We start from the raw sequence: 23,990 nt of genomic DNA on the forward strand, positions 1-23,990 counted from the left end.
TGGCCGTCCGAGGAGGGACTTAGCCCATGCTGACCCGTATCGACCACATCGGCATCGCCTGCCGCGATCTGGACGCGACCGTCGAGTTCTACAAGGCGACCTACGGCTTCACCGACGCGCACTTCGAGGTGAACGAGGAGCAGGGCGTGCGGGAGTGCATGCTCAAGATCAACGACACGGGGGACGGCGCGGCGAGCTACCTGCAGCTCATCGAGCCGATCCGGGAGGACTCGGCGGTCGCCAAGTGGCTGGACAAGAACGGCGAGGGCGTCCACCACATCGCGTTCGGGACGGACGGGACGGTCGCCGGCGAGGCCGCCGCGATCGCCGGCAAGGGCGTGCGCGTGCTGTACGACGCGCCGCGCAACGGCTCGATGGGATCCTTGATCAACTTTTTGCACCCCAAGGACTGCCACGGCGTCCTGACGGAGCTGGTGCAGAAGCGCCCGGACGCCGAATGATCTTGCCTGCCGGGCGTGGCGGGGGCGCGTCAAGATCGTGACGTGTTCGATATCACGGTCGCGGACCGCACGGCATGGACCGCCGCTCTGTGACCGTTCGGACACATCTGGTGTATTTGCACCCCCCACACCTGGGCTGCCGCGGGCCTGTCACAGGCTCGAACAAAAGGGACATTCCACGCAGCGCGTCAAGATGAGCCCCCAACACGGCAGTGTCCGGAGTACGCTTCATTCGCCGGAAGAGGTCTCGGGCAAGTGCGTCCGTCATGCCAGGCGATCGACCGGTCCCCGGAACCACCCGTAGCCCCGTCACATCAGGATTGAGCCACATGCAGTCCGACATCGACGCCCAGCTCAGCAACTTCTTTGAAGACACGCCCCCGCGCGAGTTCGACGTGGTGCTTCGCGGCTACGACCGGCACCAGGTCGACGAGCACATCAAGCAGCTCGACAACGAGGTGCGGCAGACCCGCGAGCAGACCCAGGCCCTGCAGCGCGAGCTGTCGGACGCCCACCGGCAGCTGCAGGAGCAGGAACGTCCGACCTACTCCGGTCTCGGCGCCCGCATCGAGCAGCTGCTGCGGCTCGCCGAGGAGCAGGCGACCGAGCTGGTCCAGGCGGCCCGCTCGGAGGCGAACGAGATCAAGGCCGCGGCCAAGGTCGACGCCGCCGAGCAGCGCGCCACCGCCGAGAACGACGCCTCCGAGCTGCGCGCCAATGCCCAGCGCGAGGGCGACGACATGCGGCAGGCGGCCGAGCGGGAGGCCGAGGAGGTGCGCACCTCCGCCCACCGCGAGGCCGACGAGCTGACCTCCACCACCGAGCGCGAGGTCGCCAAGCTGCGGGCCAACGCCGACCACGAGGTCGCCGAGAAGCGCGCCGGCGCCGAGCGTGAGATCGCCAAGCTGCGCACCACCACCGAGCGCGAGGTGGCGCAGCTGCGCGCGTCCACCAAGCGGGAGCGCGACGAGATCCTCACCACGGCCAAGCGGCAGGCCGACGAGATGCGGGCCCAGGCCCAGCGCATCCTGGAGGAGAGCGAGGCCCAGCGCGCCCAGGCCGAGGCCGAGTTCGAGATCCAGCTCGCCGCCCGCCGCGAGGAGGCCGACCGGCAGGACGCCGAGCGCCACTCCGCCGCCCAGGCCGCGACGCAGAAGCTCGTCGCCGAGGCCGAGCAGCGCGCCGCGTCCGCCGAGCAGCGCGCCGCGAAGGCGACGCAGCAGGCCGAGCAGACCCGGCGCGAGGCCGACTCGCACGCCAAGCAGCTGATGGCCAACGCCCGCAAGAACTCCGACAACGTGATCGCCGAGGCCAAGTCGCAGGCCGAGCAGCTGCTCGCCGAGACCAAGTCCGAGGCCGACCGCGTCCGGACGGCGGCGCAGCGCCAGGTCGACGAGCTCACCCGGCAGCGCGACAGCATCACCAGCCACCTCAACCAGCTGCGCCAGCTCATCGGCGGCGTCGCGCCGAGCATGGGCTCCGAGCCCGAGCTGGCCGCCCCCCCGGAGAAGGCCGCGATCCCGGCGGCCGAGCCGAAGCCGGCCCCGGCGCCGCAGGCCCAGCCCAAGCAGCAGCAGCAGCCGGCCGCCAAGGCCGCGCCCGCCGCGCCCGCCAAGCCGGCCCAGGCCAAGAAGTCCGAAGAGGACGACGAGGACTGGTGGCAGGAGTGATCCCTTAAAGGTCGGGCATGACGGGAAGCCTGGAGGCGGTGAAACGCCTCCGGGCTTTCCGTCGTCTCAACCCCGTAGACGCACGACAGAGGAGAGCGGCGTGCCCGACGAGACCCCCCAGGACGACGACCGTGAGCCCGCCCCCGGTGAGGGACGGTCCGCGACCGGCCGCCGGGTCCCCGCTCCGGCGCCGCCCGCCGACGAGGCGGACCGCGGCGCCGACCCGTCCGGCGAGTCCCGCGACGGCGGAACCGGCTCCGGTAAGGACGGCGACGACGAGACAGGCAACGAAGGCAGCGTCGCACCGAGCGGCGCGCTGAGGCCGGAGGAGATCGAGCAGCCCGTGGGGGAACGCGATCCGGCGACCGGTGCCCCGGTCACCCTCCCGGCGGCGCCGTCGGCCACCGAGCCGGTGGCGCCCGAGCCCGGCGCGCCCGACCCGGCGCACGACGTCGAGCAGCGCAAGCGCGAGGCCGGCGTCGACCACCTGTTCCCGTTCGGCAAGCCCGGCCAGCCGCTCGGCCGCGCGCACCCGTTCGTGTTCGGGTTCACCGCGGCGCTCGGCGTCTTCACGGCCTGGATGCTGGTGAAGACGGCGACGAACGCCAAGTCGGTGCTCGTCATGATCGTGGTCGCGATGTTCCTCGCGGTCGGGCTCAACCCGGCGGTGGAGCGGCTGCGCAGGATCGGCCTCCCGCGCGGCGCGGCGGTCGCCACGGTGTTCCTGATCGTGATCCTGTTCTTCGCCGGATTCGTCGCCTCCCTCGTCCAGCCGGTGTCCGAGCAGGTCACCGAGCTGCGGCACAACATCCCCGAGTACGTCCAGCAGCTGCAGGACAACAAGACGCTGGCCGACTGGGACAAGCGCTACGGCCTGCTGGAACGCGCCGAGAAGACGGTGAACGGCGACGGCTTCCAGAAGGGCCTCACCGACACCGCCACCGGCATCGGCAAGGTCGCGATCAACGGCATCTTCCAGACGATCACGATCCTGATCCTGACGCTGTACTTCCTCAGCTCGCTGCCGCAGATCAAGACGTTCTTCTACCAGCTGGCGCCGCGCAGCCGGCGGGCCCGCGTCGCCCTGCTCGGCGACGAGATCCTCGACCGGATCGGCGGCTACGTCGCCGGCCAGTTCACGATCGCGCTCATCGCGGGCGTGTGCTCCTACATCTTCCTGTCGATCCTCGGGGTGAAGTACGCGCTCGCGCTGGCGCTGATCGTCGCGGTGACCGACCTCGTCCCGCTGATCGGCGCCACGTTCGGCGCGGTGATCGTCTCTCTGGTGGCGTTCCTGACCGGGACCACGACCGACCTCATCGTCTGCGCGATCTTCTACGTCGTCTACCAGCAGGTGGAGAACTACCTCGTCTATCCGCGGGTGATGAAGCGGACCGTGGACGTCCAGCCCGCGGTGACGATCGTGGCGGCGCTGGTCGGCGCGGCGCTGCTCGGCGTGGTCGGCGCGCTGCTGGCGATCCCCACGGCGGCCGCGATCTCGCTGCTGATCCGCGAGGTCGTCATACCGCGCCAGGAGACGCTGTAGGCCGGGCCCGGGCGCGCCGGGCTCAGTGCGCGGTGCGGGCGAGGGCGGCCGTGAACTCCGCCACCGCCTGGTTGAACAGGTCGGGCTGCTCCACCGCGCACAGGTGCCCGGCCCGCGGGATGACCAGCAGTTCGGCGTTCGGCATCGCCTCGGCCATGGCGCGGGCCTCGTCCTCGGTGGCCAGCGCGTCCTCGTCGCCGATCATCACGAGCGCGGGGACGCGGAGGCCGCCGAGCGTCCCGGAGGAGTCCGCGCGTCCCGCCATGGCGCGCTGCGCCCACGCGGCGGCGAGCGGCGGCGCCGCCTGGACGAGCCCCCGGACCCGCCCGTAGATCAGCGCCCGCTGCCGGTAGGTGGTGGGGCCGACGAGGCCGGGCAGCACCTCGTCCACGAGGACGCGGGTACTGCGCTCGCCTTCCAGGGCGTCGGCCTGCCGAAGCCGGTTCTCCCGGACGGAAGCGGTGTCCGCGGTGGCGCGGGTGGCGGCCAGCACGAGGCCGAGGACGAGGTCGGGGTGCCGCCGGCACAGCGCCATCGCAACGTACCCGCCCATGGACAGCCCGCCGACGACGGCCCGCCGGACGCCGAGCGAGCGGCACGCGCGGGCGACGTCGTCGGCCATCGCGTCGACGGACGGCTCGTCGTCGCCCAGCAGGGAGCCGCCGAAGCCGCGCAGGTCGGGGGTGACGACCCGGAACCGGCCGGCGAGGCCCTCGCGCTGGGCGAGCCACATCGCCGACGACAGCGGGAAGGCGTGCAGCAGCACGAGCGGTGTGCCGGTCCCCACGTCCCTTACGTACAGCTGCACCGTCATTGGGCAATGGTCGCCCGCCGGTACGGCCGGCGGGACGGAGTGGCCGCGATCGGCCGCACGCGTTTATCTGTCCGTTTCATCCCATTCGGTGGGGAGCGGGTAGGCGGCCGGAGCGACCCGCTTGACGATCTCGTTCAGCACGATCCGGACGTAGGGCTCGCCCACCCAGAGGTGCTTGGCGTTGTCCACCGCGACCACCTCGGCCTGCGGGACGCGCTTGAACCGCTCCCGCGCCTCCGCCGGGCGCAGGTAGTCGTCGAACTCCGGCACCAGCGCCACGACGGGCCGCCCGTCGGCGCCCCAGGCGTCGAGGTCGGCGTCGCCGGCCCTCTTCAGCGGCGGCGACAGCAGGATGGCGCCCTCCACCAGCGGGTCGCGTCCCCACTTGAGCGCCAGCTCGGTGCCGAACGACCAGCCCAGCAGCCACGGCCTCGGCAGGTCGTGGTACTCGGTGTACTCCAGCGCCGCCGCCACGTCGAACCGCTCGGTCTCGCCCTCGCCGAACCCGCCCTGGCTCGTGCCGCGCGCCGACGTCGTCCCGCGCGTGTTGAAGCGCAGGACGGCGAGGCCGGCGAGCGCGGGCAGCCGGAAGGACGCCTTGCGCAGGACGTGGCTGTCCATCATGCCCTCGGCCGTGGGCAGCGGATGCAGGCAGACCAGCGTCGCCACCGGCGGCCCCTCCGGCGGCAGCGCCAGCTCACCGACCAGCTCCAGGCCGTCGGACGTGTGCAGCGTGATCTCCTCGCGCCGCGCCGGCAGCACCGAGGCCGCCCTGATCTCCGCCATCGATCTCTCCGTTTCTCCCTCGGCCGGGCGGCGTCCGCCGCGCTCCGGACGCCGGTTCTCAGTAGCGCGGGGCGTTGCGCGACCGCAGTACGCGGGGCGACCTGCGGGTCCGGGCCTGCCAGCAGGGCCGGTGCCAGTGCCGCCGGTCGTCTCCGCCGTCACCCGCCCGCCACGCCACGACATGGCCGACGCCCGGCGGGATCTCCTGGTCGCATCCCGGGCATCGGTACGGCTTGCCCGCCCCCGCCCCGGAGACCGACCGGACGATCCACTCGCCGTCCGGCCCCTCCTCGGTCTCCTGAGCCCACGAAGCGCCCCCGCCTCCGGCGGAACGTCCAGATGCGGCACGGCGATTCTTCCGGGGGCTCATGCCCTAGAGCATAGGAACCCCCGGCCCTTCCACGGGCCGCCCGGCGCATGCCGGAGGCTAGCGCAGCGGCCTCCCCGCCGTTGCGTGCTCCACGAGGAGGGGGGCCGGGGCGAGGGCCGGGTCGCGGGTCTCGGCGTGGAGGGCGCGCAGGACGGCGACGGCGCGGTCGGGGCCGATGCGGTCGAGGTCGGCGATGGGGCCGGTCGGGTAGCCGCAGCCCAGCGTCATCGCGGCGTCGATGGAGTCGGCGTCGGCGTATCCGGCGCCGAGCATGGCGGCGGCGTCGTTCAGATACGGCAGGCGCAGGGCGTCCACGATGAACCCTGCGCGGTCGCGGCAGCGCACGACGGTGAGGCCGAGGCGCGACAGGAGGCCGGCGGCGCGGTCGGCGACGTCCGGGTCCGTCGCGACCGTGGCGGACATCTCCGCCAGGGCGCCGGCCGGGTCGAGAAGGTGCAGCCCGACGACGTCGGACGGGCGTCCGGTGGCCATGGCCTGCCGGATCGCGGAGCCGTCCGCGGAGCCGTCCAGCGAGGTGACGGCGATGACCGTGCCGGGCTTGGCGGCCTGGACGGCGGCGGACAGCAGCGCCCGCGCCGCCTCGGGGTCCTGCGCGGCCTCGATGACCAGGTCGCAGCCGGCGAGTTCGGCGGCGGAGTCGCCGACCCGGCCGCCCGCCCGCTCGCACAGCGCGGCGACCGCGTCCGCGAGCGGCCCGACGCCGACGACGCCCACGGTCGGCGCCGCCGCCCCGGACGTCCCCTCCTCGGCCGGACCCGACTTGTCGTAGGTGTGGAAGCCGCGGCCGGTCTTGCGGCCGAGCAGCCCGGCGGTGACGAGTTCGCGGAGCAGCGGCGAGGCGGCGTGGCGGCGGTCGCGGGACTCGGCGTAGATCGCGTCCAGCACCTCCAGGCAGGTGTCGAGGCCGATCAGGTCCATCAGGGTGAAGGGGCCCATCGGCAGGCCGGCGCCCGCCTTCATCGCGGCGTCGATGTCGTCGCGGGTGGCGTGCCCGGTCTCCAGCATGGTCGCGGCCTGGTTCAGGTAGCCGAACAGGAGGCGGTTGGCGACGAACCCGGCCCGGTCCCCGATCGTCACCGGCGTCTTGCCGAGGCCCTCGACCAGCTCGGCGACCCGGGCGACGGCCTCCGGCTCGGTGAGGACGGTCCCGATGACCTCGACCAGCCTCATGACCGGCGCCGGGTTGAAGAAGTGCACTCCGACGATCTTGGTGGGCCGGCCGGTGGTGACCGCGATGTCGGTGACCGACAGGGAGGAGGTGTTGGTGGCGAGGACCGCGTCGTCCCGGCACACGCGGTCGAGCTCGGCGAACACCGTGCGCTTCAGGTCGAGCCGCTCGGGGACGGCCTCGATGACGAGGTCGCAGTCGCCGAGGTCGGCGAAGTCGGTCGACAGGGTGATCCGGCCGAGGATCTCGCGCTGGGCGTCCTCGCCGAGCCTGCCGCGCTTGACGGCCCGTCCGGTCGAGGACTTCAGGTTGCCGCGCCCGCGCTCCAGCGCCTCCCGGTTCACCTCGATGCCGACGACCGCGAAGCCGCCGCGTGCCAGCACCTCGGCGATGCCCGCACCCATCGTGCCCAGTCCGACGACCCCGACCCTGCTGAACGAACCACCAGTCATGAGTCGCAGTCTTGCAGAGGGCTCGCCCGTCCCCCAGGGCGGGTACGACGGGGACGTGCGCCTCGGAATCTTCCTCCTCGCCGCCCGTTTCCCCGGCCAGGACGACGCCGCCGCCCTGTCCCGCACCGTCGAGGCCGCCGTCGCCGCCGAGCGCGCCGGGTTCGACGACGTGTGGCTCGCCGAGCACCACTTCATGTCGTACGGGGTGGTGCCGTCCGCGACCCTGCTGGCCGGGCATCTGCTGGCCGCCACCTCGCGGGTCGGCGTCGGGACGGCGGTCAGCGTGCTGTCCAGCCAGCATCCGGTGGCGCTGGCCGAGCAGGCCGCAATGCTGGCGCTGCTGTCCGGCGGCCGCTTCCGGCTGGGCGTCGGGCGCGGCGGACCGTGGCGCGACCTGGAGGTGTTCGGCTCGGGCCTCCCCCGCTACGAGCACGGCTTCGCCGAGTCCCTCGATCTCCTCCTGGCGTGGCTGCGCTCCGACCGCCTCGCGTGGTCGGGTGAGCATTTCGCCTTCCGCGAGGTGCCGGTCGTCCCGCGGACGCCCGTCCCGCCGCCGGTGACGGTCGCCTGCACGTCCCCCGCGACCGAGGCGCTGGCGGCGGAACGCGGCCTGCCGATGCTGCTCGGCATGCATGTCGGGCCGGAGGAGAAGGCCGCCGCCATCGCCCGGCACGGCGACCCGTCGCTTCCCCACGTCTCCACCCATGTGGCGCAGGTCGCCGACACGCGCGAACAGGCGGTCGCCGCCCTCATGGAGGGCATGCCGCGCTGGCTCGGCCCCGGCCTGGAGGGATACGTCCCCGTGGACGACCGCCCGCGCCCGTCCCGCGATCCCGTCGCCTACACGCGCCTGATGTGCGACCTCCACCCGGTCGGCTCACCGGACGACTGCGCCGAGTCCCTCATCACCACGGTCGAGCGAACCGGCATAAGGCACCTGATCCTGCTGGTGGAAGCCGCCGGCTCCCGCACCGCCACCCTGGAGAACATCACCCGCCTGGGCCATGAGGTCCTCCCGAAACTTCGCGCCGCGGCGTGAAGGCGCGGCGCGCCGAGCCGGTCGACGCGCCGCGGGGGGAGGCGGTCAGCAGTCCCGGAGTTCGGGGGACTGGTTGAGGATCTGTTCGCGGGCCGTGACGAACGTCCGGTACGCGGAGGAGTCATCGGTGGGGAAGACCGCGACGCGGTGGCAGTTCTGGAACGCCAGTCTCACCCCGAAGTAACGTTCCAGCGCGCCGCGCATGGCGTCGCTCGCGAGGACGCGGAGGAGCTGGCCGCGTGCCTTCTCGTCCGGCGGCGGGGTGAGGTTGTCGGCGAAGTCCCCGCCGTCCACCTGGAGCCGGGCGACGAGGCCGCTGACCATGTCCCAGGCGTAGGGGAGGGAGGTCCTGATGCACTCGACGAAGTCCGCGTCGCCGACCTCGCCCTTCTGCGCCGTCTCCAGCAGTTCCGGGGTCACGTCGAGAGACATGCGGGGTCCTTTCGCAGACGGAGGATGAACACCCACCCGCCGACGGTAATCACGGACCCGGGAGAATTCCAGGCTTGACAAAGGTTTTCATTCCGCTATGACCGCGGTCCCGGCCGGGCGGCCGGGGCCGTGGTCACCGCGCGGGCGCGGCGTCGTGGCGGCGACGCCGCCGGGCGGCCGGGCGGGCGGCGATCCGCTCGGCGCGTTCGGCCCAGTACTCGCGGGCCCGGCGCACCAGCCGCGCGTCCCGCTCGGCCCGGGCCTCCGCGCGCAGCGCGCCGGCCCGCTCGCTCATGAGCGACTGCATGATCTCGTGGTGGTACACGGCCCCTCCGAATGATCCGGGCCGATCGGCACGGCCCGACATCCAAGAGACTCGCGCTAAGGTCCCCGTTCCCACATGGGCACGACGCCTTATATCGCCCGGTCAGCAGTCTTAGGCGTACTTAGGGGCAGACGCCCCGGCGCGGCTGGCATCGCCGGTCGACGCCGTCCTCGACGGCCTGGCCCGCACGCCCGACGGGGCGTCGTTCCCGACGGCCGGGGCGGCGCTGAGACTGACGTTCCGCACACCGGTCCTCCCGCTCCCCCGGTTCGCCGAGCTGACCCCCGCGCAGCAGCGGACCGCCCGCACCATCGCCGGGCTGCCGTCCGAGAGCTGGCGGTGGGGCGATCTGCACGAGATCCTCAGCGCTCGGCGCCTGCCCGCCGTCCAGGACGAGTGCCGCCGGTTCGCCGGTCTCGCCTGAAGCAGGCCGGACGTCGCACTAAGGTGATGCAGCGTGCGTCTCGTTATCGCCCGCTGCAGTGTCGACTACGCCGGCAAGCTCACCGCCCATCTGCCGATGGCCCCCCGCCTGATCCTGATCAAGGCGGACGGGAGTGTGAGCGTGCACGCCGACGACCGCGCCTACAAGCCCCTCAACTGGATGAACCCGCCCTGCTCGCTGCGCGAGGAGGTCTACGAGGAGAACGGCGCCGTCACGCGCTGGACGGTCACGCACGGCAAGTCGGGCGAGCGGCTGATCCTCACCATCGAGGAGCTCCTGCACGACACCAGCCATGAGCTGGGCATCGACCCCGGCCTCCAGAAGGACGGCGTCGAAGCGCACCTGCAGGAACTGCTCGCCGAGCACATCACCACCCTCGGCGAGGGCTACTCCCTGATCCGCCGCGAGTTCCCCACCGCCATCGGTCCGGTCGACATCCTCTGCCGCGACGCCGCCAGCGCCACCGTCGCCATCGAGATCAAACGCCGAGGCGAGATCGACGGCGTCGAGCAGCTCACCCGCTACCTGGAACTCCTGAACCGCGATCCGCACCTGGCCCCCGTCCGCGGCGTCTTCGCGGCCCAGGAGATCAAGCCCCAGGCCCGCGTCCTCGCCACCGACCGCGGCATCACCTGCGTCACCCTCGACTACGACGCCCTGCGCGGCATCGAACACGAGGGCACCCTCTTCTGAGGGCCCGGCCCTTCCGGCGGCACCGCAGTGTCCGCGCCCTTGAGGCGATGTCGAGTGCCCGTCTTCCCTTCCGTCACTTCGTGCGGGTGCGTAGCGGGTCATGAACCGGGGAGCGTGGGTAACGGGTCACGAGATGGGGAGCAGTGCCACCAGTTCGGGCTTGAAGAGGTCTTTCACTGTTCCGTAGGGGATAGGGAAAACGTAGGCGCTCGTGCTGCTCAGATCCACTCCCCCTGAGTCCGTGCCGAGATCCTGTCCGGTGTAGACGAGGTCGAACCGCCTTTCACCGAAGACCGGCAGCGCCCATGCGGGCGACTCAGGCCGCCGGGAGGTCGGGTAGAACGCCTCGCGGTGGAGGGGGTTGAAGAACCCGCCCGAGCCGGAATGGCCGATGGACAACTGCCGCTTGCCGCGTCCTTCCGGAATCCCGTCCCACAGCCGGGTCATCCCGGCCTCGCCGAACGAGGCGGGCTTGAAGATGTCGTCGGCCGTCAGCGCGCGGCCGGTGCGCAGGTCGACGGTGACGCCGAACCCCGGGTAGTAGCCGGGCCCCTTGCCGCAGCTGCGCCGGAACCTCGGCACGTAGCGCACCGACACCAGGTCCGGGCCGGTCAGCCCCTTGACGACGCTCGTGCCGAGGAGGTTCATCCGGCCGCCGCAGGCGGCGCGCGCGGCGGCGGTCTTGCCCCATTCCTTGTAGAACGTGATGGCCTGGTCGAGAGGGACGCGCAGGGCCTTGTTGGTCGCGTTCTGGACCGACGCCTTCTTCATCCCCCCGACCCGGGCGTACTGGCCGCCCTGGACCTTGAGCGCCCGGTCGGCGTAGGTCCGGTCGAGGGAGGCGAGGGTGATCGCGGGCGCCTCCGCGGCCTCCGGGCGGGTCGTCTCGTAGGCGACCACGCTGACGGTCCCCGCCGCGGCCGCCCCCGCGACGACCAGTGCCGCCTTGGTCACGCTCGCCTTGGCGAGGAAGCCCGCCGATGTCTTCCCCGCGCCCGTGGCGGCGGTCCCGGCCGTTCCGGCGCTCCCCGTGCCCCCGGCGCCCGCAGCGGCGCCCGCGCCGGCGGCGCTCGTCCCCGCCGGCGCCGAGATCCCCGCGGCGACGAGCGGGAACAGCGTGGACAGCCCCGCCGCCGTCGTGGCCAGCGCGCGGATGCCGCGGCCCTCCCAGGCGTCCCCGTAGGCCGCGCGGGCCACGCTCTCCAGCTCGGCGACGAAGTCCATGGCCCCGGCGTGCCGCTCCGCCGGGTCCTTGGCCAGGCCGCGGACGACCAGCGGGCGCAGCGGTTCGGGGAAGTCCCCCAGCGGAACGGGGGCGGTGAGGTGCTGCCCGCGCAGCCCGGCGACGCTGTCCGCGCCGAACGGTCGCCTGCCCATGACGCATTCATAGAAGACGCAGGTCGCCGCGTAGACGTCCGCGGACGGGCCGGCCTGACCCGCCTGCCACTGCTCCGGCGCCATGTAGGACGGCGTGCCCGACCGCGACGCCGAACCGGCGGCCGACGCGATGCCGAAATCGATGAGCTTGCTGCGCCCGTCCTCGGGCACCACCACGTTGGCGGGCTTGTAGTCCCGGTGGACGACGCCCGCCGCGTGCGCCGCCGCCAGGCCGAGCAGCGACCCCTTCAGGACGGTCAGCGCCGCGTGCGGTTCCAGCCGGCCGTGTTCGTTGAGGACCACCTTGAGCGAGACGCCGTCGACCGCCTCCATCACGAGGGCGGCGCCGTGCTCGCTCTCCACCAGCCGGTACAGCCGGGCCACGTGCGGGCTCTCCACCCTGGCCAGCATCTCGGCCTCGCGCCGCAACGCGTCCAGGGGAGCCGTGTCCGTCCCGAGGGCGACGTACTTCACCGCGACCGGGAAACCGGTCTCCTCGTGCTGCGCCAGAACGACACGTCCCTGCGCTCCCGCGCCGAGTTCCCGCACTTCCCGAAAACCGGAGATCCTCCACTCGCCCACATGCCCTCCTCGCCGCCCTGCCCAGCTTCCACTGTGACGCGAGGGTCCGCGACGATGTTCGGACCGTACTCCAGGGCACCCGGAAGACCGAGGCGGCCGGCTGAGGGCAATGTTCCACGCGGCCGAGCACTCGTGCGGTCAATGTTCGAGGAGTGGCGCCCCTCCCCCTCTCCCGGAGAACTCCGGGCAAAGGATCACCTGGCCGGCGTAGGCGAGGCCGCCGCCGAAGCCGAACAGGAGCACGGGCGCTCCCGGAGGAATGCGGTTCTGCTCGACGAGCTTGGACAGTGCCAGAGGGATGCTGGCCGCAGAGGTGTTGCCCGACTCCCGGACATCGTCGGCCAGGATCGCGTTGACCGCGCCGAGCTGGGCGGCCAGCTTCTCAATGATCCGCAGGTTCGCCTGGTGGAAGACCACGGCGGCCAGCTCGGCCGGCGGGACACCGGCCAGGTCGCAGGCGGCGCGGGCATGCCGAGCCACCTCGGTCACGGCCCAGCGGAAGACCGCGGTTCCGTCCTGGGTGAAGCGTGGGGGGTTTCCTTCGATGAGGATCGCCCTCGCCTTCTCCGGGGCCGCGCCCCACACCACCGGGCCGATGCCCTGAGTCGCCGCCCGCCCGACGACCGCGGCCCCCGCGCCGTCGCCGATCAGGACGCTGACCGACCGGTCGTCCCAGTCGACGACGTCGCTGAGCTTGTCGGCGCCGATCACCAGGGCGTGCCCCGCGGCTCCGGAGCGGATGCTGTGATCGGCGATCGCCAGCGCATGGGTGAAGCCCGAGCAGGCGGTGTTCACGTCGATGACCGCGCAGTTCCGCAGGTGCAGGTCCGCCGCCACGCGGGCCGCCACGTTGGGAGCGCGCTCGGTGGCCGTGCAGGTCGCGACCACGACCAGGTCCACCGAGTCCAGCGGCAGACCGCAGCCGTCCAGGGCGTCGGCTCCGGCATGGGCGGCCATCTGGTCCACGGTCTCACCGACCGCGGCGATGCGCCTCCGCTGGATTCCCACCCGGCGGGTGATCCATTCGTCGCTGGTGTCGAGCCGGGCGGCGAGCTCGTCATTCGACAGAATTCTGGAGGGCTGATAGTGCCCCAAGGCAAGTATACGCGAGCCATTCATTCGATCATCTCCTCATTGCGCGACCTGCCTGCGGCGCGCGAAACGTTCAACTCCGGTGATCAAATACTCGTCTGGTTCCCTGCCTTCTCGCGGCGGCGATGGCCTGGAATCCGTGAAGTCCTGGTACTTCGATGACGACTCTGTGGCCCGGTCGACCGTGCCGGGTGCGTGCTCGGGCGTGGCACCTGGTCAGTTCGGCGAATTCGAGGGGGAGCCTGAACCGGCCCTGGATGACTCCTCTTCGCCACATGGCGTCACGATCCGACGAGGTCAGCCCGTCGACCTGAAGCGACCCGAAGTTGGTCTCCGGTGTCACTTCGAAACGAACGACCCTGCCGAAAGGCATGCGTCGTGAATCGCAGTTCCACTGACCGGTCCTGCCTTGCCGCCGGTTCTGCGCCAGTCTCGGATTGAGCAGGGGAAGGGGAGGCAGGCGGCCGTCATTGAACAGGCTCGGCTGGTTGTCAATGTGGCCGCCATCGGCGAGAAAGACCAGCTGAAGGGTGTTCGGGTCCTGGAACACTGTGGGCAGGCAGGCCGGCCACTGACTCATGGACACCCGGGCCCAGAAAGCCGGACTGTGGTCGTCGATCTCGTCCTTAAGCCAAGGTAGATGCTCACCGACGGTGTCGGGCACCCACATACTCTGAAATCTGCGCCAGGGAAACTGCCGACTGTAGAACGCCCATCGGAAGGCGCGGTGGACGAACTCCGGGTCGCGCAGTTGGGAGGCCGTGCACCGCATCGGAAAGGGTCTTTCCGTTCGCCATACGGAGACACATATTCCGGCACGATGGGAGACACCGACGGGTTTCGGGTCGCCAGGTTCGTACCGCAGGTCGCGAAAGGTTCGCACCCCCGCCCAGGCCAGCCAGTCGGCCAGCCATTCCTCCACCTCGGTCATCTCGAAGACACCGGCCAGGTCGAGATTCCTGCGTTCGAACCACCGAAGCCCGGGCGGCACCTTGAGGATCTTGTGCGTCGGAGCACCGGCATTCGCGATGCGACGCCAGTGCCTGCCCAGACCCGCCGCGGCCGCGAGTCCCGCGATGGTGCCGCCCGAAGCCAGATCCCAGCGGACCGGGTCGCCCACCTCCTCCAGCACATGAGCGAGCCCAGCCTGCCAACTCGCCCGAAACCCGCTCGATCCCAGAACCGCGATGAACGGAGACCGATCACCCGGATGCTCATCTCGCACATGGATCCGGTCGCGCGGCGGCCGCTCCAACAGATCGCCGAGCGGGTCGATCCCCGGATATTCCGCGATCCTCTGGAACTGACCTTCGTTGACCACTGATTGATGCCCCTCGGATCGCACACTTCGGATTCACGGTGGACTCTTCCTCGGCAATGATCGGAGACCGCACCGAGGCAAGCCTCTTGATGACTCACCGAAGGCAGCAGGCACTCCGGTAGCCACAAACGAGTCCATTCGGCTTTCAAAACCTTCAAGGGCGGACGTCAGTGCGCTCTTTCGTTCCTCTTCCGCCGACATCGAGCACTGCCGTCACACGCCTGCCCCGTTTGGACCGTTCCGCCGGGCGCTCCGCCGAAGCCGTGCTCCCTACACCGTCCACTGATCCAGCCGTTCGATCAGCGCAAGTCCAGGTCGCCTTCGATGACGGAGGGGCGGGAGGCCGATCCCGTGCCGTTCTGGCCGCAGATGGTGCGACATCGCCGAGCGAGGCACTGTCGGCGCGCAGTTTTCCAGCAGGAACCCCCGACGACATGGCCGGATCAACTGCCCTGCCCGAGTGCACACGTACCACGGGCCCGGCGACGGCCGGCGCACAGGCCAGGGCGTACACAGTTCTCTCCATGGGATTCCGCATCAGCTCTTACCTTGCAAATGAAGCTTGAGAACGTCTTCGCAACCGCAACCGCAACCGCAACCGCATCCGGGCCGGGGCGGGGCGGGGCGATTCCCTCGGTGGCGGCCACTCGTCTCGGCCTTTGCGTCGTTCCGGTGGGAACTGTGGCCGCTCAGGGCGCGGTAATGACCCCGAGCCGATCGCTGCGATGCCGACCTGTCATGAGCAGGTCGGCATCGCAGTCGCGCCCGCCATGCAGCTCCGCGCGGGTGGTGGGAGGCATGGCCGCGGCAGGGCCTCCGAGCGGCACCGGTCGGGCCACATCGGCGGCTTCATAACGCACTGACAGCGTTCAGTACGTTATGACAGCCGACGCCGCGGGCGCAACGGGCTTCTGCGTATCAGTGCGTTAGACTGCCTGCATGGCGGTGATGATCCAGGCGATGGCGCCCGCGGTGCTGGTCGACCTGGTCAATGAGTGGGGCACCGTTCCGCGCGCGGTCGCCGGGGAGCAGGACCACCCCTTCCCGCCGGCCGGCGGACTGCCGCTCGGCATCCCCGACGAACTGGCGCGCGACCTTGACGACGACACGCTCCAGGATGTCGCCGACCGGCTCTATCCGGCCTTCGCCACCGGCGTTCCACACGAGTGCGCCAGACAGGTCACCAGAGTTCTCGTCTCCGCCGGGGTGTCCCCGCGGGTGACCGTCGTCGACGACGACGTGGTCGCCGGCTGGTCCACCGACGCGCCCGAACGGGCCCTGGCCGGCGCCGCGGCGCTGGCGATCCGTGACCACCTCGGCAGGAACGGGTTCGGACGCCTCGGCACCTGCACCGCCCGGAACTGCGCCGACGTCTATATCGACGCCTCCCCCACACGCGACCGCCGCTACTGCTCGGTCACCTGCCAGAACCGCGCTCGGGCCGCCGCTTTCCGCAGCCGCCGCGCCCGCACCGAGTCCCCCTGATCTGCATGTCGGCCGGAACCACACTGCGCGGTGTCGGGTCGGTCGACGCGGCGTCCCCGAAAGCCCCACGGGCGGCCGAAACGCCCATGCGGCGGAACGGGTTACCGTGCCAGACGGCTTCTTGTGGGGGCATCACATTTCAGGGGGCTGCTCCGTCATAGGGGTGAGGAAGCAGACTCCTCACTGAATCCAAGGAGTGGTCGGGCATGCCTACGCAACGCGAGATCGACGAAGCCGAGATCCGGCGGCTGGTCGGCACGATCGTGGAGGGGATCCGCGCCAAGGACCTGAAGGCCCTGGAGCGGGTGTACGCGGCGGACGTCGTGTCCTTCGACGTCGAGCCGCCGCTCCAGCACGTCGGGATCGCCGCGAAGCTGAAGAACTGGACGAACGTGTTCACGTTCTTCCAGGAGGTGGCGTACGAGGTCCGCGACCTGACAGTCACCGCGGGCGACGACGTGGCCTTCGGGCACTGCTTCGGCCGGCTCAGCGGCACGCTGGGAAACGGGACGGCGACGAACGGCATGTGGGTCCGGGCCACCTTCTGCTTCCGGAAGACCGACGACGCCTGGCTGATCGCTCACGACCAGGCCTCCGTGCCGTTCGACATGGCGAGCGGCAAGGGAGTGGTCGACCTCGTCCCCTGACGAGGCCATGACTGGAACGTGCGGGTTCTGCCGCGTGCGCTTGCCGGGCCGGGAGGGGGTGGCGGGGCATCCGGGTGCTTGGGCGACCGGATCGGTGAGGTGGGCGTAGGTCTCCCCTGGTGTCGGACCGGGCGGGCATCATGGCGGGCATGACGTTTCAAGCCAGCGGCAAATTCGACATCGAGGCGTGGGACGCCGACAAGCCCTATGACGAGCAGAGCGGAAACCGGCTGACCCGGGTTCACGTGGGCAAGACCTTCCACGGCGACCTCGTGGGGACGAGTTCCACCGAGCTGATCACGGTGGAGTCACCGGCGGGGCCGGTCGCCTATGTGGGGATCGAGCACGTCCAGGGGATCCTGCACGGCCGTGAGGGGACGTTCGTCCTGCAGCACAGCGCGGGCAGCGAGGACGGGACGGCCGACACCCAGTGGCTGCGGTGGCTGATCGTCCCCACCTCGGGGACGGGGGAGCTCGCCGGGATCCGCGGGGTCGGCCAGATCTCCGTCGCCGAGGACGGCGGGCACACCTGGGCGCTGGAGTACACGCTGGACTGAGCGCCGACCAGCGGCCGGTAATGTTCGGGTCATGCCCCCGGTCACCGGCGACGCCACGCGCGAGCGCATCATCGACGCGGCCGAAGTGTGCTTCGGCCGTTTCGGCGTGGCCAAGACCACGGTCGAGGACATCGCCGCCGCCGCGAAGCTGTCGCGGGCGACGGTGTACCGCAGCGTCACCGGCGGGCGGGACGAGCTGATCCTCGCCGTGGTGGTGCGCGACCTGCAACGGTTCCTGGACCGGCTCGCCGAGCGGCTGCGCCGGGAGCGCTCGGTCTCGGAGGCGATCGTCGAGGGGACGCTCGACGCGGTGAACTACGTCCGCGACGAGCCGGCGATCGCGCACTTCCTCGTCCCGGAGGCGGCGGGGCACATGCAGGCGGCGGTGGCGGGGGCGGCCGAGCACGTGCTCGCGCTGTGCTGCGAGTACGTGCGGCCCCATTTCGAGCAGGCGCAGCGGCAGCGGAAGCTGCGCACCGACATCGAGGTGGAGGGGACGGTCGAGTTCCTCTTCCGCATCATCACCTCGCTGATCGTGATGGACCGGGACCGGGACGCCGACGGGTTGCGCCGCTTCCTGCGCACCTACGTCGTCCCGGTCATCGCGGCGCCGGCGGCCGGGCGGCCGGCCTCCGCATGAGGACGTGGGACGGGACGCCGCGGAGACGGCGCGGCGAGAGGGGCCGGGAACGATGAATGGCACTGCGCGCGAGAGGCGGGGAGGCGCGGCCGTCCGGCCGAGCCCGGTGTTCCTCGCGGTCGTGGCGGCGACCGTCCTGTGCGGCCTGATCGCCTGGCGGTACGGGACGATCCTGGACAAGCCGGGCCGGATCGCGCTGTTCGGGTTCGTGATCGCGGCGTGGATCCTGTCGCTGTCCCTGCACGAGTTCGGGCACGCGTACATGGCCTTCCGGTCGGGCGACCGCAGCGTCGCCGACAAGGGCTACCTCACGCTGAACCCGCTGAAGTACTCCGACGTCACGCTGAGTTTCCTCATCCCCGTCGTGTTCATCGTGCTCGGCGGCATCGGCCTGCCGGGCGGCGCCGTGTGGATCGACCGGCACGTGATCCAGGGCCGGCTGCGGCACAGCCTGATCTCGGCGGCGGGCCCGCTGTCGAACGCGCTGTTCGCCATCATGCTCGCGGTGATCTTCAAGAACTTCGCCGACGCCGACCACGCGCTGTTCTGGTCGGGCCTGGCGTTCCTGGCGTTCTTGCAGGTCACCGCCACGATCCTGAACCTTCTGCCGATCCCCGGGCTGGACGGCTTCGGGATCGTCGAGCCGTACCTGCCGCGGCGCCTGGCCGACCAGGCGAACGCCTACGGCGGCTACGCGTTCCTCATCCTGATCGCGCTGCTGTGGCTGGGCCCGATCAACCAGGGCTTCTTCAACGTCATCTACTACCTCACCGACGCGATCGGCCTCGGCGAGTTCCCGTTCCGGGTCAACGGCTCGATCGACCACTTCCCGATCGAGCTCGGGCACTACCTGTTCCAGTGGTGGAAGAACTAGCGCGGTGGCCCCGGACGTTCACCGGGTCCGTCGTGTGAGCACGGCGAAGAGCACACCGCGACCGGGGATCAGCTGCACAGGGCGCGGGCTTCGACCTTGCCGTTGAACAGCTTGGCGCTCCATCCGCCGCCGTCCCCCCTGGGGGCGTTGGTGAACACGTCGTCCAGCGACTCGCCGTAGTTGTTCTTGGGCCAGGTCTTGGCGACGTAGCCGCCGGCGATCGCCTTGGTGCCGCCGGGGCAGAGTGCGGCCGACTCGCCGTGGGGCGTGCTCTCCGGACCGCCTCTGGCCTGCGGGGCCTGGGATTCGGGCACGCACACCGCGCGGGCGCGGATCGTGCCGGTCAGCAGCCGTGCGACCCATCCCCTGCCGTCCAGGGTCGGTCCGTTGGCGGTGACACCGTCGTAGGGGTCGCCGCTCCCCGACTGGCTGAAGCCCGTGCTCTCGAAACCTCCGTTGAGGACGCGCTTGCTCGCGGGGCAGGTCGCCTGGGAGAGCTGACCCCGCCCGCTCTGCGGGCCGACGACGATCTCGATCTGCGAGACCGGCGCCTTGGCCGATCGCGGCGCGGACCCGGGTTGGGCCGCCGCGCCCGGCATGGCGGCCGCCAAGGACAGCAGCCCGGCCACCGCGACGGCGGCCGCTGCGGCTCGGGCGGGCGAAGCGGTCTTCACATGCAACTCCCCGGGAGGAACGGAAAAGGACGTCGTGACCACCGCAGGAGTTCCCTACCTCCGACTCCGGTTGCACAGTGTATCCAAGTCGGCACTCGCAGTGATGTAGCGCGACGGCGACCTTCCGGTGTTCCGACCGTGGGCGGCGAGCGATGGCCGTTCGACGGCCGTTCGACTAGCCCGTCAGGTGGCGGACGATGCGGCGGAGCTGCTCGGCGTAGCGCTCCTGGAACTCGGGTGACTCCGGGTCCATCCCGAAGACGTGGCGGACGGCGAGCGGCTTGGTGACCGGCGCCGACACCATCGCCATCACGGCGAACATGATCGCGGCCGGGTCCAGGTCGCCGGGCAGTTCCCCGGCGGCCTGGCGGCGTTCGATGTCGGACAGGTCCTCCCGGGGGCCGGGCGGGATGTCGTCCAGGTCCTCGGTGAGGCCGCGCCAGGCGTTCAGCCTCGTGCCGCGGGGGTCGTCCAGGACGTGCCGCAGGTACCGGACCACGATCTCGTCGAACGGGACGTCCGGGTCGTTGAACTCGGCCTCCCGCGCCAGCCAGCGGCGGTTGAGCTCGCAGTACAGCCCCTCCTTGCCGCCGAAGTAGTAGTTGATCAGCTGCTTGTTGACGCCGGCGCGGTCGGCGATGTCCTGGACGCGGGCGCCCGCGTAGCCCTTGGCGGAGAACTCCTCCAGCGCGGCGTCCAGCAGCAGGCGCCGCGACCGCTCGGCGTCGAGCGTGCGCTCGTCCGGGGCGGGGGCGCGCCTCGCCTGCTTCGTCGCCGGCCGCTTCGTCGGTTCCGTCACGTTCCCCATGGTAGCCGGGCTTCTGAGGAGTTCAACCATCCGGCTGTTTGACATGTTCATCTGTTTGGTTGAAGCTAGCGGCATGATTCTCGTAACCGGAGCGACCGGCAACGTCGGACGCCACCTCGTCGGCGAGCTGCTCACCGCGGGCGCCGCCGTCCGCGCGCTGTCCCGGGACCCCGCCACCGCGAACCTGCCCAGCGAGGCGCAGGTCGCCCGCACCGACGAGATGCCGCTGGACGGCGTCACGTCGCTCTTCCTCAACCCGGCCGTGTTCTGGCACGGCCTCGGCGACCTGCTCACCCGCGCGGTCGACCACGGCGTCCGGCGCGTCGTCATGCTGTCGTCCGCCGCGGCGCTGGACGACGACCCGTCCAACGAGCTGGCGGCGCACCACCTCGGCATCGAGCGGGCGATCGAGGCGACGGGGATGGAGTGGACGTTCACGCGTCCCGGCGAGTTCTCCTCCAACGCGCTGGCGTGGCGCGAGGCGATCCGCGCCGGCGAGCCCGTCCGCGAGCCGTACGCGGCGGCGCGCAGCACGCCGATCCACGAGCGCGACATCGCGGCCGTCGCTGCGAGGGCCCTGCTCACCGATGCCCTGGTCGGCGCCAAGCCGGTGCTGACCGGTCCCGAGCCGCTCACCCATCCGGAGATGGTCGGACTCATCGGGGAGGCGGCCGGCCGTCCGGCGCGGTTCGAGGAGGTCACTCCCGAGCAGGCGCGGGAGGAGATGCTCGGCCGCCCCTACATGCGCGAGGGCCTGGTGGACGTCCTGCTGCGCCTGCGCGCCCGCGCCGTCGACCACCCGGCCGCGCCGTCGGGTGAGGTCGAGCGGATCACCGGCCGCCCAGGGCGGACGTTCAAGGAGTGGGCCGCCGACCACGCCCACGACTTCCGCTGACCGCGCGCACGCCCTCCACCGACCCCCCGCCGGGCCGCGAGCCTCAGTGCTCGCGGCCCTGCCGCGTGGCGGCCCCTTCGTCCTGCCCCGCTACCCGCGCTCGGCGGCCCGCTCGCGCCCGCCGAGGGACTCGATCTCGCGAGAGGCCCAGTCGAACCAGTCCCGGCGCATCGCGGCGAACCGCTTGCCGTACTCGATGACCAGCCGTCCGTAGACGGACAGGTCGTCCTCGCCCCAGTCGACGTTCCTCTCCAGGGCGGTCAGCTCGTCGAGGTACTCCCCGAGCCCCGCCACGTGCCCGCGCATGTAGCGCCGGGCGTCCTCCGGCTCGACCAGGCCGAGGAAGAAGACCCGCAGCAGCGACTCGTCCTTGCGGCTCCCCTTCGAGGGGACGTCCACCAGCCAGTGGCGCAGCTCCGCGCGGCCGGACTCGGTGATCCGGTACGCCTTGCGACCGCGGGGCCCCTCCTCGGCGACCTCGATCAGCCCGGCGTCGGCGAGCTTGCCCAGCTCGCCGTAGAGCTGGCTCTGCCGGGCCGGCCAGACGTTCCCCAGCGAGATCTCGAACATCTTCAGCAGGTCGTAGCCGCTGGCGCCGTCCATCTCGGCGATGAGCCCGAGCACCGCATGTCGCAAACTCATGCTTCGCACTCTAACCCTTCACAGTTGACATGTCTAAATTGGAATGTTTATCTTCGACATGTCAAAGTTGGAATGTGAGGCCAGGAGGCCCCGGCCATGCCGAAGTACTACGCCCGAACCTTCCTCCCCTGGATCCTGCTCGCGGCCGTCAGCGGCTTCGGCGACCGGGCCGGCGCCGTCTCCGGGCTCGTCGCCGCGCTGGCCCTGCTCGGCCAGGACCTGCGCCGGGGCCACCGCGCCGACTCGCTGCTCCTGGAGATCTCCACCTCGGCCTTCATGGCCGCCCTCACCGCGCTCGCCTTCACCGTCCCCGGTTCGCCGGCGCTGGACTACGGCGCCTCGCTCGCGATCGGGTGGCTGGGACTCACCGCCTGGGCGACGCTCCTGCTCGGACGCCCCTTCACGGCGGGCATCGCGCGCCGCCAGGTCACCGCGGAGATCGCCGCGACGGACGTGTTCCGGAGCATCAACCGCGTGCTCACCACCGTGTGGGCGGCGAGCTTCACCGTGCTGGCGGCCGCCCTCGGCTGCGTCCAGCACTGGTCACCGGACGACACGGCGCTGCTGGTCGCCGTCAAGATCGCCGGATTCCTGGTCCCCGCCGCCGTCACCGCCCGGTACCCCGAGGCCGCGCGCAGGCGCCACCTCGCGCGGCTCGGGCTACCGTTGACGGAGGCGCCCGCCACGTCGCAGCCCGAGCCGTCCTCCCGCTGACCTCCCGTCCAGGAGCGGCCCGGAAAGGAGCACCGAGATGGGCGAGAACATCACCGAGCGCCCCGCCACCTGGCTGGACGGTCACCTGGCCCCCGTCCCCGACGAGACCGACGCCCGCGACCTCCAGGTCACCGGCGTGCTGCCCCCCGAACTGACCGGCCGCTACCTGCGCAACGGGCCGAACCCCAAGCCCGGCGAGCCGAGCAGGCACTGGTTCACCGGCCACGGAATGATCCACGGCATCCGGCTGCGGGACGGCCGCGCCGAGTGGTACCGCAACCGGTGGGTGCGGACCGACGCCTTCCTCAACGGGACGCCGTTCGTCCGCGACGACCTCACCTTCGACCGCCGCTCGGTCCAGGCCAACACCCACGTCGTCCCGCACGCGGGCAAGATCTGGGCCCTGGTCGAGGCCGGGTTCCCGTACCAGGTGACGCCCGACCTGGAGACCATCGGCGCCTGCGACTTCGGCGGGCGGCTCACCAGCGCCATGACGGCGCACCCCAAGGAGGACCCGGTCACCGGCGACCTGCTGTTCTTCGGGTACGGGGCGTTCGAGCCCCACCTCACCTTCCACCGGCTGGCGCCGGACGGGACGCTGGCCGAGAGCCGCGAGGTCGGGGTGGCGGGCCCGACGATGATGCACGACTTCGCGATCACCGAGAACCACGTGGTCTGGCTCGACCTGCCGGTGGTGTTCGACGTCGACCTGGCGCTGTCCGGATCGACCGGCATGCCCTACGTCTGGGACGACGCGTACGGCGCCCGGCTCGGCGTGATGCGCCGGGACGGCACGGACGAGGTCACCTGGTACGAGATCGACCCCTGCTACGTCTTCCACGTCGGCAACGCCCACGAGGACGCCGCCGGACGGATCGTGGTGGACGGTGCGCGCTACCGCCCCGAGAACTTCGTCTCCCTCTGGGAGGACATCGGCGGAACCGTCGACCCCGCCACCGGGGCGGTGCGCTCGCAGAACGCAAGCCTGCACCGCTGGATCCTCGACCCCGTCACCCGCCGCGCGACCGAGGGGCCGCTCGACGACCGCGGCGTCGAGTTCCCCACGCACGACGACACCCGCACCGGCAGGGAGCACCGCTACCTCTACACGGTGGGCGGGGAGTCGATCGTGAAGTACGACCTGCGCGGGCAGGGGACGTCCGCGCACGAGCTCGGCGAGGACGCGCACGTCGGCGAGGCGGTCTTCGTGCCGGCGGCGGGCGCCCGCGCGGAGGACGAGGGCTGGCTGCTGTCGATCGTCACCCGCGGCTCGGCGTCCGAGCTGCTGGTGCTCGACGCCGCGGACCTGTCGCCCGCCGCGAGCGTCCGGCTGCCGCGCCGCGTTCCGGCCGGATTCCACGGAAGCTGGATCCCCGACGCCCGAGCCGGCACATAGGGTGGTTTACTAGCCGGTACTGCCGTGCAAGCAGTCACTTACCAGGCCCCTCCCGGGAGGTTCC

Annotated in this window: 25 protein-coding genes; 13 read left to right on the forward strand and 12 right to left on the reverse strand. The window is 71.4% G+C overall.

What is annotated here, in order from left to right; genetic code table 11:
• The first annotated feature begins 26 nt into the window (after positions 1-26).
• The 3 genes from mce (at position 27) to CHC11_RS03465 (ending at position 3,677) form a co-directional block, all read left to right on the forward strand.
• The gene (gene mce, locus CHC11_RS03455) at positions 27-461 is read left to right on the forward strand and encodes a methylmalonyl-CoA epimerase (protein WP_089310057.1); all 435 of its coding nucleotides are present in this window, start codon (positions 27-29) and stop codon (positions 459-461) included.
• Positions 462-790: 329 nt separating this feature from the next.
• Positions 791-2,131, forward strand: a complete 1,341-nt coding sequence (locus tag CHC11_RS03460; protein WP_089310058.1) for a DivIVA domain-containing protein — start codon at positions 791-793, stop codon at positions 2,129-2,131.
• Positions 2,132-2,231: 100 nt separating this feature from the next.
• Entirely contained in the window at positions 2,232-3,677 is a 1,446-nt protein-coding gene (locus CHC11_RS03465) for an AI-2E family transporter (RefSeq protein WP_089310059.1), read from the forward strand.
• Positions 3,678-3,699: 22 nt separating this feature from the next.
• On the opposite strand, the gene CHC11_RS03470 is transcribed toward CHC11_RS03465, so the two are convergent.
• The 4 genes from CHC11_RS03470 to CHC11_RS03485 all read right to left on the reverse strand — a co-directional run bounded on the left by CHC11_RS03470 (position 3,700) and on the right by CHC11_RS03485 (position 7,288).
• Positions 3,700-4,491 (reverse strand): alpha/beta fold hydrolase, encoded by a 792-nt coding sequence (locus CHC11_RS03470; protein ID WP_089310060.1) that lies wholly within the window; start codon positions 4,489-4,491, stop codon positions 3,700-3,702.
• A gap of 63 nt (positions 4,492-4,554) precedes the next feature.
• Entirely contained in the window at positions 4,555-5,277 is a 723-nt protein-coding gene (locus tag CHC11_RS03475) for an alpha/beta hydrolase (protein ID WP_089310061.1), read from the reverse strand.
• 58 nt (positions 5,278-5,335) lie between these two features.
• Positions 5,336-5,647: an ATP/GTP-binding protein gene (locus CHC11_RS03480; RefSeq protein ID WP_089310062.1), complete on the reverse strand. Its 312-nt coding sequence runs from the start codon at positions 5,645-5,647 to the stop codon at positions 5,336-5,338.
• Positions 5,648-5,704: 57 nt separating this feature from the next.
• Entirely contained in the window at positions 5,705-7,288 is a 1,584-nt protein-coding gene (locus tag CHC11_RS03485; RefSeq protein WP_089310063.1) for a 3-hydroxyacyl-CoA dehydrogenase family protein, read from the reverse strand.
• On the opposite strand from CHC11_RS03485, the gene CHC11_RS03490 reads away from it, so the two are divergent.
• The gene (locus tag CHC11_RS03490; RefSeq protein ID WP_483860520.1) at positions 7,287-8,327 is read left to right on the forward strand and encodes an LLM class flavin-dependent oxidoreductase; all 1,041 of its coding nucleotides are present in this window, start codon (positions 7,287-7,289) and stop codon (positions 8,325-8,327) included. The two genes, CHC11_RS03485 and CHC11_RS03490, sit on opposite strands and share 2 nt — an antisense overlap.
• 45 nt (positions 8,328-8,372) lie before the next feature.
• Here CHC11_RS03490 and CHC11_RS03495 read toward each other — a convergent pair whose 3' ends face one another.
• Positions 8,373-8,759 (reverse strand): SCO5389 family protein, encoded by a 387-nt coding sequence (locus tag CHC11_RS03495; RefSeq protein WP_089310065.1) that lies wholly within the window; start codon positions 8,757-8,759, stop codon positions 8,373-8,375.
• Between the two features lie 133 nt (positions 8,760-8,892).
• Positions 8,893-9,084 (reverse strand): hypothetical protein, encoded by a 192-nt coding sequence (locus CHC11_RS41060; protein WP_089310066.1) that lies wholly within the window; start codon positions 9,082-9,084, stop codon positions 8,893-8,895.
• 457 nt (positions 9,085-9,541) lie between these two features.
• On the opposite strand from CHC11_RS41060, the gene nucS reads away from it, so the two are divergent.
• A complete protein-coding gene (gene nucS / locus CHC11_RS03505; protein ID WP_089310067.1) occupies positions 9,542-10,222 on the forward strand; it encodes an endonuclease NucS in 681 nt (226 codons plus the stop codon).
• Positions 10,223-10,348: 126 nt separating this feature from the next.
• Here nucS and CHC11_RS41970 read toward each other — a convergent pair whose 3' ends face one another.
• The 3 genes from CHC11_RS41970 to CHC11_RS40035 all read right to left on the reverse strand — a co-directional run bounded on the left by CHC11_RS41970 (position 10,349) and on the right by CHC11_RS40035 (position 14,594).
• On the reverse strand, positions 10,349-12,181 hold the full coding sequence (locus CHC11_RS41970) for a serine/threonine-protein kinase (RefSeq protein WP_218825914.1): 1,833 nt from the start codon (positions 12,179-12,181) through the stop codon (positions 10,349-10,351).
• Between the two features lie 138 nt (positions 12,182-12,319).
• Positions 12,320-13,300 (reverse strand): beta-ketoacyl-ACP synthase III, encoded by a 981-nt coding sequence (locus CHC11_RS03520; RefSeq protein ID WP_089310068.1) that lies wholly within the window; start codon positions 13,298-13,300, stop codon positions 12,320-12,322.
• 46 nt (positions 13,301-13,346) lie between these two features.
• Positions 13,347-14,594, reverse strand: coding sequence for a hypothetical protein (locus CHC11_RS40035; protein ID WP_143226902.1), 1,248 nt, complete (start codon positions 14,592-14,594; stop codon positions 13,347-13,349).
• 939 nt (positions 14,595-15,533) lie between these two features.
• On the opposite strand from CHC11_RS40035, the gene CHC11_RS03525 reads away from it, so the two are divergent.
• The 5 genes from CHC11_RS03525 to CHC11_RS03545 all read left to right on the forward strand — a co-directional run bounded on the left by CHC11_RS03525 (position 15,534) and on the right by CHC11_RS03545 (position 18,797).
• Complete coding sequence (locus CHC11_RS03525; RefSeq protein WP_089310069.1) at positions 15,534-16,079, forward strand: CGNR zinc finger domain-containing protein; 546 nt, start codon at positions 15,534-15,536, stop codon at positions 16,077-16,079.
• Positions 16,080-16,285: 206 nt separating this feature from the next.
• Positions 16,286-16,726, forward strand: coding sequence for a YybH family protein (locus tag CHC11_RS03530; protein ID WP_089310070.1), 441 nt, complete (start codon positions 16,286-16,288; stop codon positions 16,724-16,726).
• 149 nt (positions 16,727-16,875) lie between these two features.
• Positions 16,876-17,283: a DUF3224 domain-containing protein gene (locus tag CHC11_RS03535; protein WP_179278658.1), complete on the forward strand. Its 408-nt coding sequence runs from the start codon at positions 16,876-16,878 to the stop codon at positions 17,281-17,283.
• A gap of 31 nt (positions 17,284-17,314) precedes the next feature.
• Positions 17,315-17,923: a TetR/AcrR family transcriptional regulator gene (locus CHC11_RS03540; protein WP_089310072.1), complete on the forward strand. Its 609-nt coding sequence runs from the start codon at positions 17,315-17,317 to the stop codon at positions 17,921-17,923.
• A gap of 52 nt (positions 17,924-17,975) precedes the next feature.
• On the forward strand, positions 17,976-18,797 hold the full coding sequence (locus CHC11_RS03545; protein WP_089310073.1) for a site-2 protease family protein: 822 nt from the start codon (positions 17,976-17,978) through the stop codon (positions 18,795-18,797).
• A 68-nt stretch (positions 18,798-18,865) separates the two neighbouring features.
• On the opposite strand, the gene CHC11_RS03550 is transcribed toward CHC11_RS03545, so the two are convergent.
• Positions 18,866-19,471, reverse strand: coding sequence for a hypothetical protein (locus tag CHC11_RS03550; protein ID WP_089310074.1), 606 nt, complete (start codon positions 19,469-19,471; stop codon positions 18,866-18,868).
• 175 nt (positions 19,472-19,646) lie between these two features.
• Positions 19,647-20,270 (reverse strand): TetR/AcrR family transcriptional regulator, encoded by a 624-nt coding sequence (locus CHC11_RS03555; RefSeq protein WP_245918680.1) that lies wholly within the window; start codon positions 20,268-20,270, stop codon positions 19,647-19,649.
• An 82-nt stretch (positions 20,271-20,352) separates the two neighbouring features.
• Between CHC11_RS03555 and CHC11_RS03560 the strand changes: the two genes are divergently transcribed.
• On the forward strand, positions 20,353-21,174 hold the full coding sequence (locus tag CHC11_RS03560) for an NAD(P)H-binding protein (protein ID WP_089310076.1): 822 nt from the start codon (positions 20,353-20,355) through the stop codon (positions 21,172-21,174).
• Positions 21,175-21,264: 90 nt separating this feature from the next.
• Here the strand turns inward: CHC11_RS03560 and CHC11_RS03565 are convergent, their stop codons facing one another.
• On the reverse strand, positions 21,265-21,816 hold the full coding sequence (locus CHC11_RS03565; protein ID WP_089310077.1) for a PadR family transcriptional regulator: 552 nt from the start codon (positions 21,814-21,816) through the stop codon (positions 21,265-21,267).
• 96 nt (positions 21,817-21,912) lie between these two features.
• On the opposite strand from CHC11_RS03565, the gene CHC11_RS03570 reads away from it, so the two are divergent.
• Both CHC11_RS03570 and CHC11_RS03575 read left to right on the forward strand, forming a co-directional pair.
• Entirely contained in the window at positions 21,913-22,530 is a 618-nt protein-coding gene (locus CHC11_RS03570; RefSeq protein ID WP_089310078.1) for a hypothetical protein, read from the forward strand.
• Between the two features lie 37 nt (positions 22,531-22,567).
• The gene (locus CHC11_RS03575; RefSeq protein WP_089310079.1) at positions 22,568-23,926 is read left to right on the forward strand and encodes a carotenoid oxygenase family protein; all 1,359 of its coding nucleotides are present in this window, start codon (positions 22,568-22,570) and stop codon (positions 23,924-23,926) included.
• Positions 23,927-23,990 lie beyond the last annotated feature (64 nt).

The sequence above is a fragment of the Actinomadura mexicana genome (assembly GCF_900188105.1).
Taxonomy (GTDB): Bacteria; Actinomycetota; Actinomycetes; order Streptosporangiales; family Streptosporangiaceae; genus Spirillospora; species Spirillospora mexicana.